13 protein-coding genes are annotated in these 14,742 nt (G+C 67.0%); 7 read left to right on the top strand and 6 right to left on the bottom strand.

Going from position 1 to position 14,742, the window contains the following annotated elements; genetic code table 11:
• The first annotated feature begins 92 nt into the window (after positions 1 to 92).
• Both hppD and AC1RRP_RS04750 read left to right on the top strand, forming a co-directional pair.
• On the top strand, positions 93 to 1,169 hold the full coding sequence (hppD, locus tag AC1RRP_RS04745; RefSeq protein WP_493033761.1) for a 4-hydroxyphenylpyruvate dioxygenase: 1,077 nt from the start codon (positions 93 to 95) through the stop codon (positions 1,167 to 1,169).
• A 108-nt stretch (positions 1,170 to 1,277) separates the two neighbouring features.
• Complete coding sequence (locus tag AC1RRP_RS04750; RefSeq protein WP_493033763.1) at positions 1,278 to 2,216, top strand: hypothetical protein; 939 nt, start codon at positions 1,278 to 1,280, stop codon at positions 2,214 to 2,216.
• A gap of 12 nt (positions 2,217 to 2,228) precedes the next feature.
• On the opposite strand, the gene AC1RRP_RS04755 is transcribed toward AC1RRP_RS04750, so the two are convergent.
• The 3 genes from AC1RRP_RS04755 to AC1RRP_RS04765 form a co-directional block, all read right to left on the bottom strand.
• Positions 2,229 to 3,701, bottom strand: a complete 1,473-nt coding sequence (locus tag AC1RRP_RS04755) for an RNB domain-containing ribonuclease (protein ID WP_493033765.1) — start codon at positions 3,699 to 3,701, stop codon at positions 2,229 to 2,231.
• A gap of 50 nt (positions 3,702 to 3,751) precedes the next feature.
• A complete protein-coding gene (locus tag AC1RRP_RS04760; RefSeq protein WP_493033767.1) occupies positions 3,752 to 6,649 on the bottom strand; it encodes an EAL domain-containing protein in 2,898 nt (965 codons plus the stop codon).
• Positions 6,650 to 6,736: 87 nt separating this feature from the next.
• Positions 6,737 to 7,948, bottom strand: a complete 1,212-nt coding sequence (locus AC1RRP_RS04765) for a GGDEF domain-containing protein (RefSeq protein WP_493033769.1) — start codon at positions 7,946 to 7,948, stop codon at positions 6,737 to 6,739.
• 386 nt (positions 7,949 to 8,334) lie between these two features.
• Here AC1RRP_RS04765 and AC1RRP_RS04770 point away from each other — a divergent pair, with 386 nt between their 5' ends.
• The 3 genes from AC1RRP_RS04770 (at position 8,335) to rbp (ending at position 9,302) form a co-directional block, all read left to right on the top strand.
• The gene (locus AC1RRP_RS04770) at positions 8,335 to 8,571 is read left to right on the top strand and encodes a DUF6566 family protein (protein WP_057676587.1); all 237 of its coding nucleotides are present in this window, start codon (positions 8,335 to 8,337) and stop codon (positions 8,569 to 8,571) included.
• A 36-nt stretch (positions 8,572 to 8,607) separates the two neighbouring features.
• A complete protein-coding gene (infA, locus tag AC1RRP_RS04775) occupies positions 8,608 to 8,874 on the top strand; it encodes a translation initiation factor IF-1 (RefSeq protein WP_493033771.1) in 267 nt (88 codons plus the stop codon).
• 77 nt (positions 8,875 to 8,951) lie between these two features.
• Positions 8,952 to 9,302 (top strand): RNA-binding regulator, encoded by a 351-nt coding sequence (rbp, locus tag AC1RRP_RS04780; protein ID WP_493033773.1) that lies wholly within the window; start codon positions 8,952 to 8,954, stop codon positions 9,300 to 9,302.
• Positions 9,303 to 9,354: 52 nt separating this feature from the next.
• Here the strand turns inward: rbp and AC1RRP_RS04785 are convergent, their stop codons facing one another.
• Positions 9,355 to 10,380 (bottom strand): hypothetical protein, encoded by a 1,026-nt coding sequence (locus tag AC1RRP_RS04785; RefSeq protein ID WP_493033775.1) that lies wholly within the window; start codon positions 10,378 to 10,380, stop codon positions 9,355 to 9,357.
• Between the two features lie 160 nt (positions 10,381 to 10,540).
• Here AC1RRP_RS04785 and gcvH point away from each other — a divergent pair, with 160 nt between their 5' ends.
• Together gcvH and AC1RRP_RS04795 are read left to right on the top strand one after the other, a co-directional pair.
• Entirely contained in the window at positions 10,541 to 10,903 is a 363-nt protein-coding gene (gcvH, locus tag AC1RRP_RS04790; RefSeq protein WP_493033777.1) for a glycine cleavage system protein GcvH, read from the top strand.
• A gap of 127 nt (positions 10,904 to 11,030) precedes the next feature.
• A complete protein-coding gene (locus AC1RRP_RS04795; protein WP_493033779.1) occupies positions 11,031 to 12,950 on the top strand; it encodes a PhoX family protein in 1,920 nt (639 codons plus the stop codon).
• Between the two features lie 16 nt (positions 12,951 to 12,966).
• On the opposite strand, the gene AC1RRP_RS04800 is transcribed toward AC1RRP_RS04795, so the two are convergent.
• The gene (locus AC1RRP_RS04800) at positions 12,967 to 13,698 is read right to left on the bottom strand and encodes a proteasome-type protease (RefSeq protein WP_493033781.1); all 732 of its coding nucleotides are present in this window, start codon (positions 13,696 to 13,698) and stop codon (positions 12,967 to 12,969) included.
• 70 nt (positions 13,699 to 13,768) lie between these two features.
• On the bottom strand, positions 13,769 to 14,728 hold the full coding sequence (locus AC1RRP_RS04805; protein WP_493033783.1) for an alpha-E domain-containing protein: 960 nt from the start codon (positions 14,726 to 14,728) through the stop codon (positions 13,769 to 13,771).
• Between the last annotated feature and the right edge of the window lie 14 nt (positions 14,729 to 14,742).

Genomic DNA, 14,742 nt, shown 5'->3' on the forward strand with positions numbered 1-14,742 from the left:
GGGCGGCCCTGCGCGCCGCCTGCGCAAGGCTGAGTCCCCCTGCCGTGGCGTGCGCCGGCGCGCCTGCCGATCATTTTTTCTGGAGACCTCTCATGGCTGATCTGTTCGACAATCCCATGGGCCTGTGCGGCTTCGAGTTCGTGGAATTCGCCTCGCCCGCCCCCACCACCCTGGAGCCCCTGTTCGAGAAGATGGGTTTCTCCCTGGTGGCTCGCCACCGCAGCAAGGATGTGCTGTTGTACCGCCAGGGCCACATCAACTTCATCGTCAACCGCGAGCCGCGCAGCCTGGCCGGCTACTTTGCCGCCGAGCACGGGCCCAGCGCCTGCGCCATGGCCTTCCGGGTGCGTGACTCGCATAAAGCCTACGCCCGCGCCATCGAGCTGGGCGCGCAGCCGGTGGAGGTGCCCACCGGGCCCATGGAGCTGCGACTGCCGGCGATCAAGGGCATCGGCGGAGCACCGCTCTACCTGATCGACCGTTTCGAGGATGGCAAGAGCATCTACGACATCGACTTCGAATTCATCGAGGGCGTGGACCGCCACCCGCGCGGCCACGGCTTCAAGGTGATCGACCACCTGACGCACAACGTGTACCGCGGCCGCATGGCCTTCTGGGGCGCCTTCTACGAGCGCATCTTCAACTTCCGCGAGATCCGCTACTTCGACATCCAGGGCGAGTACACCGGCCTGACCAGCCGCGCCATGACGGCGCCCGACGGGCTGATCCGCATTCCGCTCAACGAAGAGTCCGGCCGCGGCACGGGCCAGATCGAGGAATATCTGATGAAGTTCAGCGGCGAAGGCATCCAGCACATCGCCCTGCTGACCGACAACCTGATCGAAAGCGTGGACGCGCTGCAGCTGGCCGGCATTCCGCTGATGACAGCGCCCAACGACATCTACTACGACATGCTGGCCGAGCGCCTGCCCGGCCACGGCGAGCCGGTGCCCGAACTGCAGGCGCGCGGCATCCTGCTCGATGGCTCCACCAAGGATGGCAAGCCGCGCCTGCTGCTGCAGATTTTCTCCGAGACGCTGCTGGGCCCGGTGTTCTTCGAGTTCATCCAGCGCAAGGCCGACGAGGGTTTTGGCGAGGGCAACTTCAAGGCCCTGTTCGAGAGCCTGGAGCGCGACCAGATCCGCCGCGGGGCCTTGCAGCCTGAATAGGCCATCCCATGATCCGGGGATGGACAAGAAGCTCCGGGAAGATCACAGTGGCAGCCCGGTCACGCCGAAAAAGCATGCCAGCGTGCCCCCACACCACCAGGAGGAGCCATGCTGAAGTACACCCTCTACGCCTTGCTGATCATCGGCCTGAGCGGCTGCGGCACCCTGGTGCCCGGCGCCATGACCCCCATTGGCACGCCGCCCACGAGCGGCGAAACCGAGTCCGGCTTCACCTACATCCCGATCGACCCCTTCCCGGTGGAAACCGTGGCGGGCGAGGGCTGCAAGACCGGCAGCAGCCGCGGACAGCTGCTCGACGCGCTGCCCGACAACGCCGTACGCATGCTGGTCGAACGTTTCGACACCTCGGGCGGCGTGACCTTCGGTGCCTCCAAGGTCACGGCCAGCGGCGAAACCTATCGCGTGACGGTGGACTTCATCAACGCCGACACCATCAACGTGCCGATCCGCATCCGCAAGATGATGCGACACAAGCAGTCCCATCAGCTGGAGCCGGTCAACCTGTTCCAGTCAGCCGGCACGGACTACGAAGCAGGCTCGGAGGTCTATGACGTCAGCCGCGCCGACGACAAGGCCGTCACCACCCCGGAGGAGAAGGCCTTCATGGCCGAGTACAACATCCCGGTCTACGTGGGCGTGGGGCTGCGCGTATCAGCCAACGTCTACGTGATCAGCGGGGACACCAACATCTCCGGCATCGGGGTCATCGGTGCGGAGGCCGAGGCCTCGCGCCTGCGCGGCTCGCTGATCGTGCAGACCCTGGGCATCAACGGCAAGGCCATTGCCGCCGCCCTGCCGATCCAGAGCGAGTTGAATCGCACGACGGCCCAGAACGCGATCGTCGCGGTCGGCTCCATCAAGGCCCTGCTCTACGCGGACGAGACCGTCAAGTCACCCCGCGTGGTCGGCCTGTACCTGCCCTTCCAGGGCGGCAAGCCACTGGTGAACGCGCTGATCTCCGAACTCTCCAAGCGGCGCGTGCGGTGGGAACGCCCCTGCCTGGTTCCGGCCGGCGGGAAGGGCTGAGCCCCACTCGGCTCAACGCACGAGCACGAAGTCTATGAACCCGCGCTCCACCGAGGTGGACACCAGCTTCACACGCAGCTGCTGACCCACCCGCAGCTCGGGCAGCTCGCCCGTGAGGCGGCCTTCGGCCGGCGGCTCGAAGATGCGCACCCAGGTGCCGCTCGCGCTGAGGCCGGTGACCAGGGCGTCGAAGCGCTGGCCGATGCGGTCATGCAGCAGCAGCGCCGCTTCGGACTTGCGTACCTGCCGCTCCACCTTCTGCGCGGCGTCTTCCTGCGCAGTGCAGTGCGCCGCCAGCTCGGCCAGTTCTTCGCTGGAATACGGCGGCCGCTCGCCGGCCAGCGCCGCCTTGAGCAGGCGCTGGGTGATCAGGTCCGGGTAACGGCGGTTGGGCGCCGTGGAGTGCATGTAGTCCTGCACGGCCAGGCCGAAGTGACCGATGGGCGGGCCCTGGGTGCGCTCCACCACATATTCACCCGAGCCCATGAGCTTGACGATGACAAGTGACAGGTCCGGAAAGCGCAGCGGGTCCAGCCGATGCTGCCGGGCCAGGAAGGCTTCCAGCGCCTTGGCGTCGGGCTCATGCGGCAGCGTGGTGCCGTAGCCCTGCGCCACTTCGACGATGCGCAGCCAGCGTTCGGGTGAGCGCACCACACGCCTCAGCGAGGCCGCGCCCTGCGCCGCCAGGTAGCGCGCCGTGCAGCCGTTGGTGGCGATCATGAATTCCTCGATGAGCTGGCGGGCGCGGTTGTGCGGCTGCAGGCGGATACCGGTCATGCGCTCGCCGTCAAACAGTGCGCGCGGCTGGAAGGTCTCGAACTCCAGCGAGCCTTCGGCGCGGCGCAGCACGCGCAGCTTCTGCGCGAGGTCGTCTTGCAGGCGCAGCTGCGCATCCATGCCGGCGATGCGGTGGGCGGCGGCCGGCAACTCGCCCTTGGCCTCGATCCAGGCAGCCACCGCGTCATAGGCCAGCTGCGCCTGGTTGCGCACGCGAGCGCGGTAGATGACGGAGGCCGTCATGATGCCGTCGTCGCTGAATTCCATTTCGCAGACCACGGCCAGGCGGTCTTCATCGGGGTTGAGCGAGGTGAGGTCGTGGCTCAGGCGCTCGGGCAGCATGGAGAAGACGCGCGCCGAGGTGTAGACCGAGGTGGTGTTGATACGCGCATGCTCGTCGATCGGCGAGCCTTTCTTCACCAGCGCGTCGACGTCGGCCACGGCCACGAACAGGCGCACGCGGCCGTGGGCTAGCGCCTCGCCCACGGTGAGCTGGTCGAGGTCATGCGAGTCGTCGTTGTCGATGGAGCACCACGGCAGCGCGGTGAGGTCGCGGATACGACTGTCCTGCTCCTGCGCCGGACCCTTGAGCCGGGCCACTTGCTGCTGCACGGCCGGCGGGAACTCGGGCTGCAGGCCGCGGCTGAACATGGCCCAGCTGGCGATCGTCGACAGATCGGTGCGGTGATGGATCAAGGCGTGGCGCATCAGTACCCCTGACTGTTAAGGCCGGATGGTACGCCTGCAGCGCAGGCGCCTCAGCCCTGCTGCGCCAGCCAGTCCTGCAGCGGCACCGGCCGCGCGTACAGGTACCCCTGCAGACTGGCGCAGCCGCTGTTGCGCAGGTAGTCGGCCTGGGCCTGGGTCTCCACGCCCTCGGCCACCACGTGCAGGGAAAAGTTGCGCGCGATGGACAGCACGGTCTCGACGATGCCGCGGGCGTGCAGCTCATCGGGCAGGCCCTGCACGAAGCTGCGGTCGATCTTGAGCTCGTACAGCGGCATGCGGTTCAGATAGGCCAGGCTGGAGTAGCCGGTGCCGAAGTCGTCGATGGAAAAGCGGATGCCCAGGGCCGCCAGTTCATGCATGCGTGCCAGGATCTTGTCCAGGTCTTCCACCAGGTGGCCCTCGGTCACCTCGAAGATGAGCCGGTCCGCCGGCGCGCCGGTGTCGGCCAGCGCGCGGCGCACCTGGGCCACGAAATCGGGCTCGCGCAGCTGGCGCGGGCTGATGTTGATGGACAGGGGCATGGCGTGCCCGGCCTGCGCCAGCGTGACCAGCATCTGGCAGCCCTGAGCCAGCACCCATTGGCCCAGCTCCAGGATCAGGCCGGTGGATTCGGCCAGGGGAATGAACTGCGCCGGGGAAACGTACCCACGCACCGGATGCAACCAGCGCAGCAGGAGCTCGCCACCGCAGGGCCGCCCGGTCGCATCGACCTGGGTCTGCAGGTGCAGGGCCAGCTGGCCGGCACCGATGGCGTGCTTGAGGTCCAGCTCCAGCGCCAGCCGCTCCTGCACCTCGGCGTGCATGGCCGGCTCGTAGAAGGCGATGGCATTGCGGCCGGCAGCCTTGGCGCGGTACATCGCGGTGTCGGCCTCGCGCAGCAGGTCGTCTACCGAACGGCTTTGCGGCGTGAGCAGGGTCACGCCGATGCTGCAGCCCGAGGCATAGACCTGGCGCCCCAGCGTCACCGGCTGCTGCAGCGCCTTGCGGATCTTCTCGGCCACGCCCAGCGCCACCAGGCTGGCTTCGTGGGTTTCCGTGCCCACATGGGGCAGCAGGAGGACGAATTCATCGCCGCCGATGCGCGCCACCGTGTCCTGCTCGCGCAGCAGGCCGCTCAGGCGTTGGGCCACCTGCAGCAGCAGGGCATCACCCACCGCATGGCCGCTGGCGTCATTGACGTTCTTGAAGTGGTCCAGGTCCAGGAACAGCACGGCGGTGCAGGCGCCCGAGCGCTGCGCGGTGTGCAGGGCCACGGTCAGCCGGTCCATGAGCAGGCGCCGGTTGGGCAGGTCCGTCATGGGGTCGTAGAAGGCCAGGCGATGGATGTGCGCCTCGTTCTCCCGTCGTTCGGTGATGTCGACGAAGCTCACCCGCAGTTGCCGGCGCCGGTCCGAAGGCATCTGCAGCAGGTTCATCTCGCACAGCACGTCGGCGCCGCCCGCCACCGGACGCACGCGGCACTCCTGCACCACATGCTGCCCGCGCGGCAGGGTGGCGAGGGTGGTGTCCAGGAAACGCCGCATCGACATCCCTTCGGGCTGGACCGCATCCGGCGCGAAGAAACGCAGGAGGTCGGAGCGCAGGAGGTCGGCCCGCGAGCAGGCAAACAGCACTTCGGCGTTGCGGTTGGCGTCGACGCACAAGGCGCTGTCCAGGTCGTAGACGACGATGGCCTCGGGCGCGTGCTCCACCAGCATCTTGACGCTGGCCTCGCTGTCCAGGGCCTGCTGCTCGGCCCGGCGGCGGCGGCGGTTCTGCAGGGTCAGGGTCACCACCATGCCCGACAGCACCAGCAACGCGGCACCGGTGCCCAGCACCAGGGTGCGGTGCGCCTCATACAGGCTGGGCGGTCGGTGGATGATGACGCTGTCCGGCGGCAGCGCCGATGTATCGGCCCCCCAGCGCTGCAGTTGCGCCCAGTCGAACATGGGCACACTGCGGCTGGGCAGCGGGGTGACGGCCTCCTGCAACACCAGCCGGCCCAGCACGAGGTCATGGCCCAGGCGCGCGGCGCGCTCGCCCTCGGTGCCGATGGCGTACATCATGCCGCCCACGCTGGACTCGACGCCAAAGCGGGTGTCGAACAGGTAGAAGGTGGGCACGCTGGTCACGCGGGAGAACGCCACGCCAACATCGGCCGAGCTGAAGGTCTTGCCGGCGGCGTCGCGGTTGAAGGTGGTGCGCAACACGATGGTGCCGGGCGGGAGCTGGGCCAGTCGCAGCAGGATCTGCTCGTAGCTCAGCTCGTTGGTGTAGTCGAACTGCAGCCGCCCCTGCCAGCGCGGCGCCAGGGCTTCGAGCTCACGCCGCGCCGCCAGGTCCGGCACGCCGGTGCCGCCCAGCACCAGCACCTTGCGGGTGTCGGGGAAGAGCTTGAGGGCGATGTCCAGGGTGCCGGCGTAGTCGAAGCTGACGTCCTGGCGCAGGAAGCGCCGCCCGCTGCGGACGGCCTGCTCGGCGCTGATGGACGCATTGGAGGCGATCACCGGCGCCGTCGGGCTCAGGGTGGGCAACTCTTCGAGCAGGAAATTGAGCGGCGTCTGCTGGAAGGTGACGACGAGGTCCAGCGAACGGCTCGCGTATTTGTGCAGCAGCAGTTCGCGGCTGAGCTTACGGTAGGCCGGGTCGGGGTTGCGCGCCAGGTCCAGGTATTCCACGTAGACCTTCTCCACCGGCAGGCCCAGCTGCCGCCAGGTGGCCACGAAGCTGGCGACATAGGCATCCACACCGGGTCGGCCATAACCAGGCTGCAGCAACAGGAGCACCTGCTTGCCCGCCTCCGGCGTACCCGCGACGACCGGTGGCGTGCGCCCCGACGGCGTCTGGGCCGACACGAGAGCACCGGCCAGCACCAGCCCCCAGACCAGCAGCAGGCCGCTGCGCACGGCCGGGTTGGCTAACCAGCGGAAGGGGAAGGTGATACCCATGGGGGCCATGGTACATGGCGCCATCGCCTGCGCCACAGGCGGCGCGACTTCTCCTGTTGCGGACCGGGCGCCAGGCTGGCGGCGGTCTCAGGCCGCCGTCATGACGCGGTTGCGCCCCTGGTGCTTGGCGAGATAGAGGGCCCCGTCGGCCTCTTTGAGCAGGACCTCGGCCTGTTCGGCGCGCTGCACGCGGGCGGAGGCCACGCCGATGCTGATGGTGACAAAGCCGGCCACCGGAGAATGTTCGTGCGGCATGGCCCGGCCCTCCACGGCGGCGCGGATGCGCTCGGCCATGGTACGGGCCTCGCCCGCGGTGGCGCCGGGGAGCACAAGCACGAACTCCTCGCCGCCGTAGCGCGCCACCAGCTCGCCGGAGCGGCGGGCTTCAGCGGCCAGGAGCGACGCCACCTGGCGCAGGCAGGCGTCGCCGGCCTGGTGTCCGTAGTGATCGTTGTAGGCCTTGAAATGGTCCACGTCGATCAGGGCCAGCGCCAGTGGCAGGCCCATGCGCGCGGCGCGCTGCCATTCTGTTTCCCACACTTCATCGAAGCGGCGCCGGTTGGCCAGGCCGGTCAGCGCATCGGTGCTACTGAGCGCGGCCAGCTGGCGGTTGAGGGCCTCCAGTTCGGCCGTGCGCTCGCGTACGCTGGCCTCCAGCCGCTCATTGGTGGTGACGATCTTCTGCTGCAGACGTTCCTGCTCGGCCACTTCGCTGCGCAGGCGGCGCGAGAACATCCAGCCCACCCAGAGCAGCAGGCCCAGCGCCGCCAGGCGCAGGCCGTAGGTCAGCTGGCGCATCTGCTCCAGCCGGCGGGCACGCTGGGCCAGTTCGTCACTCAGCGCGCTGATGACGGATTCGGTGGTGATCTCGTAGATCTTCTTGGCCAGCACGTAGTCGTCCTCGAAGAGCACGGCGCGCGCCCGGCCCCAGTTACCCGCGCGCATGTGGCGCAGGGAGCGCGCCTCGGTGGTGCGCAGGCCTCTTTGCAGATCAAGCAGCACGGAGATGTCGCCCGAGAGTTCCATTTCCCGGCTGAGTTCGGCCACGGTACCGACCGTGGCGGTGAGGTGTTCGTCGACGCTGTCGTAGCGGCTCACGCGCAGCAGCTTTTCCTCCAGCACGGCGCCGCTGAGCAGGCTGGTGAGCTCCTGCTCCAGGCGCACGATGCGTTCCAGGCGCGTGCTGATGCCCAGATGGCGCACGTGCATGTCCTCGCTGCGCACGTCGACATAGAGCCCCAACACAAAGGTCAGGACCAGGATGGCCACGGCGATGTAAGTACTGCCCAGGTATCTCATGTTCGAGTTGTTGGCGAGTCCAGGGGGAGCCTCCCGAAAGGCGGTATGGCCATTTTGCCGACCCGCCAGGCGGCCGCAAAAGATTTATCGGCACAATTCCACAATACCGCGTACAATCGCCACGTTGCTGCAACTTGCTTACCTTTGCAGCAGCTGTTGTCTGACTTGGTTCGCGGCACCTACAAGCCGCCCGCCTCACCATCTGGCCGTACTCACCGGCCCCCGGTCGTCAAACTCCCCTTCTCTGCGGCGAGCCCTATCCCCGGTCTGTATTTCCTTCCCTGGACCGAACACCCCAAGCGGCTTGTGCCGCAACGTCCAGCCCCAGGGCTGACGGTTTTTCCAGTTTCTTGCGACGCGTACTGAAACGCGCGCCTTTAGTTTTGATGATCACCACCCTAGAAAATGCATTCTCGGTGGGCAAGTACCTTGTCTCACCCCTCACCCGAACCACCGATTCGGGCCAGTACACGGCTTCCGTGTCCATCCGTAGCGGCAGCGGCCGCGGCACGTCTGACCGTGTCTACCGCTTCGTGCCCGAATTCGCCACCCGCGAAGGCGCCCTCCAGTACGCCGTGGCCGAAGGCCACAGCTGGCTGCAGCAGCGCCAGTGCGCGGCCTGAGCGGCTTACACTGTCATACCCCACGAGGAATATCCCATGGCCAAGGAAGAATTGATCGAGATGGAAGGCAAGGTCGAGGAAGTGCTCCCCGATTCGCGCTTTCGCGTCACACTGGACAACGGACACAGCCTGATCGCCTATACCGGCGGCAAGATGCGCAAGCATCACATCCGCATTCTGGCGGGCGACAAGGTGTCGCTTGAGCTCTCGCCCTATGACCTGGGCAAGGGCCGCATCACCTTCCGCCACCTGGCACCCCGTACCGGCGGCGCGCCCGCGCCCGCACGGCGCACGTTTCGTTGACAGCCCATCCGGGCTGTCATTCCCCTGCGTCACAAGTTGCATTGCGACCCACGGCGCGTTTTTAGAAAGGCTCAATCATGAGCAGCAAACTTTATGTCGGTAACCTCTCCTACTCGGTGCGGGACGACGATCTGCAACAGAAATTCGGCGAATTCGGCTCTGTCCAGTCCGCCAAGGTCATGATGGACCGCGACAGCGGCCGCTCCAAGGGCTTCGGCTTCGTGGAAATGTCCAGCCCGGCGGAAGCCGAAGCTGCGATCCGCGGCATGAACGGCCAGAACGTTGACGGCCGCGACATGGTCGTGAACGTTGCCCGTCCGATGGAACCCCGCACCGGTGGTGGCGGCGGCTTCGGCGGCGGTGGCCGTCGCGAAGGCGGTGGCGGCGGTTACGGTGGCGGCGCCGGCGGCGGCCGTCCCCGTTACTGAAGTCTCGGCTTCCTCTGAAAAACCGGCCCTTGGGCCGGTTTTTTTATGCCCGCTACTGAGGCGGGCGTGGCGGGTCGACGATGGTGGGGTTGCCTTCGCGTATGTCCCGTGGCCGCGCTGGCGTACTGACGAGGGCGTCGGGCGCCGGGTTGATGACCAGGTCTTTGGGCGCAAGGCGCAGGGGAGCAGCCGCCTGGGGCTGCGGGTCGCTGCGGCCGGGGTTGACCTGGTTGTTGCCCGTCTTGAGCCCGGGGTTCTGCGCCGCGCCGGTGAAGGGGTTGTACCAGCCGCGCGGCGCCACCGCATCACCACCACGCGGTGCATCCGGGTCCACGCTGCGGGCCGGAAAGATGTCGGGAAACGAACCCGAGGTCTGCTTGACTTCACCCGTGGCATGCGTGGTGGTGGTCTCCGTGGCTGAGCCGTCGTAGAAGCTTTCGCGCACGGTGGTCTTGATGGGCTCCCCATGCGCGTCGAACACCGTTTCCTTGGAAAAGACGGTGCCGTCTTCGCGGCGCGTGTCGGCATAGTCGGCGCGCCAGTGATTGCCCGAGTAGTCCCGGAAGCTGGTGCTGCCCCAGGTGCGGTTGCCATCGCTGGACTGCCGTGAGGTGCTGCGCTCGGCCCAGACCGGGCCGTGCCCGTCGTCCGAACCGTTGCCGTACTCGGTACCGCCCCCACTGTCCTGGCGCGTGAGGCTGCCCTTGTCCGGCAGGCCCGGAGGACCGACCAGGGTCGAACGCGGCCGGGTATTGCGATGGGCCGCCAAGGGATCGTTGGGCAGGCCGGACAGCTGGGGCTTGCCCGCCTGCGCCGGCTGACCGCCGATGCGGCGCTCCGTGTCGCTGCGGCCCGGTGTGAAACCGGGGATGTCGGTCAGCGCCCCCTCACGCTTCACGCCCCCGACCCCGCTCTCCTTCACGGCCTGCAGTTCGCGCGCATGGACCAGGCTGGCAATCTGGCGGGCGCTGCGCTCGACATGGCTTTGGGCGGTAGGCAGGGGCTGCAGGCGCAACTTTTGCCCAGCCGATGACGGTGCCGGCAACTTGTCGGCCCAGGCGCTTGCGAGCAGTGCCATGGACATCCTAAAACGCATGGTGTTCTCCTGTCGTGGTGACCATCGGCATCCTGGGCCATGGCGCCGACCGTGGGCATCCCACAAAAGGGGGATTCCGACAGACGGCAAGGACCGCAATCCGGGCAGGTAAGATCACGCCCTCGACAACGGAGAGATGGTCATGATCAGGTTCAGCGACGAACACGTGTGGGTGCGGGTGGAAGGCGATACGGGCGTGGTGGGCATCACCGTGCACGCGCAGGACACGCTGGGCGACATCGTCTTCGTGGAACTGCCGGCCCTCGGCAAGACCCTGGCCGCCAAGGACGTGGCCGGGGTGGTGGAGTCCGTCAAGGCCGCGGCCGACGTCTACGCCCCGGTCAGCGGCACGGTCACCGAAGTCAACGAGGCGCTGCGCGCCGACCCGGCCCTGGCGAACAGCGAGCCGCTGGGCGACGGCTGGTTCTTCAAGCTCAAGCTCTCCCAGCCCGCCGAGTTCGACGCGCTGATGGACGAAACGGCCTACGCCAGCTTCAGCGCCTGAGCTGGCCCCCGCCCCGGCGACGTGCTGTTTTGCCACGGCACTGTCTTCATACTGTCACGGTCACGCCTTAAAAACGCGGGGGGCCGGTCGAACGACCGGCCGACGCAACCCTCAACAAGGCAGGACCATGGCCAAGGACTTCTCTACCATGGAGGACAGCAACCGCTCCTCCAACCCCAGCATCCACGACATTTCCGACCCGACCCGGCGCACGCTGCTGCGCGGCGGGCTGGGCGCCACGCTCAGCGGCCTGCTCGCGCCGCTGGGTGGCGCAGCCGCCCTGACGGCCTGCGCCAGCACCGGCAGTACCAGTCCCCTGCTGGGTTTCAAGAGCGTGCCGATCTCGACCGCCGACACCGTCGTGGTGCCCGAGGGTTACACAGCCCAGGTGATCGCCCCATGGGGTGACCCGGTGGGTCTGTCCGGCGAGAACCACGCCTTCAAGGAAGACGGCAGCAACACGGCTGCCCAGCAGGAGACGCAGCTGGGCATGCACCATGACGGCATCCACTACTACGCACAGAACGGCTCGAAGTCCGGCCTGCTGGTGATGAACCACGAGTACACCGACGAAGGCCTGCTCTTTCCTGACGGCATGAAGACCTGGACGCCCGAGAAAGTGCGCAAGGCCCAGGCCGCCCATGGCGTGTCCGTGATCGAGGTCGAAGACCAGGGCGGCCAGTGGAAGGTGGTAGCGCCCTCACCCTGGGCCCGTCGTATCACGGCCAACACGCCCATGACCCTGGGCGGACCCGCCGCCGGCCATCCGCTGCTGCAGACCGCCGCCGACCCGAGCGGGCGTCGTGTGCTGGGCACGCTCAACAACTGCGGCAGCGGCATCACGCCCTGGGGCACCTACCTCACCTGTGAAGAAAACTTCATCAACTACTTCAACGGCGGCGACACGCTCACCCCGCACGAGGCGCGCTGGGGCCTGAAGAAGGGCGGCGCCGGCGGCTACCGCTGGCACGAGCACGACGCGCGCTTCGACGCCACCAAGAACCCCAACGAACCCAACCGCTTCGGCTGGGTGGTGGAGATCGACCCGTCCAACCCCAGCTCCACGCCCGTCAAGCGCACGGCCCTGGGCCGTGCTGCGCACGAAGGCGCCACGGTGGCTGTGACGCAGGACGGCCGCGCCGTGGTCTATATGGGCGAGGACGCGCGTTTCGAGTACATCTACAAATTCGTCAGCCGCGACCGCATCCAGCCGGGTGGCGCGCGCGCCAACGCCACGCTGCTGGACCACGGCACGCTCTACGTGGCGAAATTCAACGCAGACGGCAGCGGCCAGTGGCTGCCGCTCACCTACGGCCAGGGCCCGCTGACGGCCGCCAACGGCTTTGCCGACCCCGGCGAGGTGCTGATCAAGAGCCGCCAGGCCAGCGACCTGCTGGGCGCCACCAAGATGGACCGCCCCGAGTGGATCGAAGTCGATGCACAAGGTTGGGTCTACAGCACGCTGACCAACAACAGCAACCGCGGCGTGGGCAAGAACCCGGGCACGGATGCCGCCAACCCGCGTGCCAACAACAGCATGGGCAACATCATCCGCTGGAAGGATGACGGCGACTTCCATGGCACCACGCTGAAGTGGAACCACTTCGTACTGGCCGGCGACCCGGCCAACACACGTGCCGAAGCGCGCGGCAATGTGAAGGGCGACATGTTCGCCTGCCCGGACGGCCTGTGGACCGATGCGCGCGGCGTGCTCTGGATCCAGACCGACATGTCGACCTCGGCCATGGGCAAGGGTGACCTGGCGCGCCTGGGCAACAACATGATGCTGGCGGCCGACCCGGCCACGGGCGAGATCCGCCGTTTCCTGACCGGCCCCAGCGGTTGCGAGATCACCGGCGCCACGGGCACGCCCGATGGCCGCACGATGTTCATCAACATCCAGCACCCGGGTGAAAGCCCCTCGGAGCGCAGCGACCCGGCCGAACCCGGCAAGCTCTCGAACTGGCCTTCGGGCAAGGCTGGCGCCCGCCCGCGCTCGGCCACGGTGGTGATCCGCAAGCGCGATGGTGGTCTGATCGGGACCTGAGCTGTTGTGGCCCGGGCTACTTCCAGTAGCCCGGTGCAGGCAGCTCGTTGAACACCTTGCGCAACTGCTCGCCCCAGCGTTCGCGCAATGAAGCGAAGTACGGGTCCTTGCCGTCGATCAGGGTGCGGCGTTGCACCTTGAGCGCGTCCTTCTCGTAACACAGCAGGTCCAGCGGCAGGCCGACCGAGAGGTTGGACTTCATGGTCGAATCCATGGAGATCAGGCAGCACTTGGCGACTTCGTCCAGGCTCAGCTGGCTGCCGATGACGCGGTCCAGGATGGGTTTGCCGTATTTGGATTCGCCGATCTGGAAATACGGTGTCTCGGGCGTGGCTTCGATGAAGTTGCCGGCGGAATAGACGTTGAAGAGGCGCGGCTCCTCGCCACGGATCTGGCCGCCGAAGATCAGGCTGACGTTGAACTCGATGCCGAAGGCCTTGAGCGATTCGGCGTCACGCGCATGCACCTTGCGCACGGCGTCGCCCACGATCTTGGCGGCGGAGAACATATTGGGCGCGTTGCCCAGGTGCTTCTCGCCCTGGGCCTGCATCTGCACACGCAGGCCGCTGGCCACGGACTGGCTGACGGCCAGGTTGCCGGCCGTGAGCAGCACCATGACACGCTCGCCCGGCACCTCGTAGACGTGCATCTTGCGAAAGGTGTTGATCTGGTCCACACCGGCGTTGGTACGTGAATCGGAAAGAAAGACCAGCCCGGCTTCATTGCGGACGGCGACGCAGTAGGTCATGCGAAATCACTTCGATCGTTTGGAGACTCCGCCATCTTAACGACAGCGGGATCTGACCCCGCGCCCGGGATCAGGCAACTTCGGGCATGAGGAAATCCTGACTGATGCGCGAGCCGATGTTGTTGACCCGGTCCAGGAACTGGGTCAGGTAGGCGTGCAGGCCGGTGGCCAGGATTTCGTCGATGCGGCTGTATTGCAGCTCGGCGCGCAGCTTGCCCGCCTGGCGCAAGGTCTCGTTGTCCTCGTCGCTGCTGACCAGGCGCAGATTGCTGACCACCTCGTTCATGCTGGCGTGCAGGGAACGCGGCATGTCGGGACGCAGGATCAGCAGTTCGGCCACGCGCTCGGGCTTGATCACGTCGCGGTAGACCTTGCGGTAGATCTCGAAGCCGCTGACGCTGCGCAGGATGGCACTCCAGTGGTAGAAGTCGTACTCCTGGTCCTTCTGCGTCCCATTGCCGAAGAAGTCGCTCTGTACCGCGTGGAACTTCACGTCCACCAGGCGCGCGGTGTTGTCGGCACGTTCGAGGAAGGTGCCCAGGCGCATGAAGTGCAGGGATTCGTCCATCAGCATGGTGCCCACGGTGACGCCGCGCGAAAGGTGCGAACGGAATTTCACCCATTCAAAGAACTGGCCCGGGTCGCGCTCGAACTCTCCGCTCTTGAGCATGCGAATGACCGAGAGCCAGGTCTGGTTCTGGGTTTCCCAGACCTCAGTGGTCAGTGTGCCGCGCACGGCGCGTGCGTTCTCGCGCGCGGCGCGCAGGCAGGAGATGATGGACGAGGGGTTGTCCTCGTCGCTGACCATGAATTCCATGACGCCCTTGGCTGTGACCTCGCCGTACAGCGCCTGGTAAGAGGTCAGCAGCTCGCTGATGGACAGCAGGCCCTGCCAGCCCACCTGGGCCACGGCCGCCGACTGCGGCAGCAACGAGGTCTCGTAGTTCACGTTGAGCATGCGCGCCGTGTTCTCGGCGCGCTCGGTGTAGCGGCTCATCCAGTAGAGGTGATCGGCGGTGCGGCTCAGCATGGTGTGCTCCTGTA

It is taken from the genome of Hylemonella sp. GW821-FHT12C09 (assembly GCF_058807395.1).

Excerpts from the sequence above, each read along its gene's own strand:
- AC1RRP_RS04770 (WP_057676587.1), top strand. The coding sequence starts at position 8,335 with ATGATCACCACCCTAGAAAATGCATTCTCGGTGGGCAAGTACCTTGTC.
- AC1RRP_RS04750 (WP_493033763.1), top strand. The coding sequence starts at position 1,278 with ATGCTGAAGTACACCCTCTACGCCTTGCTGATCATCGGCCTGAGCGGC.
- AC1RRP_RS04805 (WP_493033783.1), bottom strand. The coding sequence starts at position 14,728 with ATGCTGAGCCGCACCGCCGATCACCTCTACTGGATGAGCCGCTACACC.
- infA (WP_493033771.1), top strand. The coding sequence starts at position 8,608 with ATGGCCAAGGAAGAATTGATCGAGATGGAAGGCAAGGTCGAGGAAGTG.
- hppD (WP_493033761.1), top strand. The coding sequence starts at position 93 with ATGGCTGATCTGTTCGACAATCCCATGGGCCTGTGCGGCTTCGAGTTC.
- AC1RRP_RS04765 (WP_493033769.1), bottom strand. The coding sequence starts at position 7,948 with ATGAGATACCTGGGCAGTACTTACATCGCCGTGGCCATCCTGGTCCTG.
- AC1RRP_RS04795 (WP_493033779.1), top strand. The coding sequence starts at position 11,031 with ATGGCCAAGGACTTCTCTACCATGGAGGACAGCAACCGCTCCTCCAAC.
- AC1RRP_RS04755 (WP_493033765.1), bottom strand. The coding sequence starts at position 3,701 with ATGCGCCACGCCTTGATCCATCACCGCACCGATCTGTCGACGATCGCC.
- AC1RRP_RS04785 (WP_493033775.1), bottom strand. The coding sequence starts at position 10,380 with ATGGCACTGCTCGCAAGCGCCTGGGCCGACAAGTTGCCGGCACCGTCA.
- gcvH (WP_493033777.1), top strand. The coding sequence starts at position 10,541 with ATGATCAGGTTCAGCGACGAACACGTGTGGGTGCGGGTGGAAGGCGAT.
- AC1RRP_RS04760 (WP_493033767.1), bottom strand. The coding sequence starts at position 6,649 with ATGGGTATCACCTTCCCCTTCCGCTGGTTAGCCAACCCGGCCGTGCGC.
- rbp (WP_493033773.1), top strand. The coding sequence starts at position 8,952 with ATGAGCAGCAAACTTTATGTCGGTAACCTCTCCTACTCGGTGCGGGAC.
- AC1RRP_RS04800 (WP_493033781.1), bottom strand. The coding sequence starts at position 13,698 with ATGACCTACTGCGTCGCCGTCCGCAATGAAGCCGGGCTGGTCTTTCTT.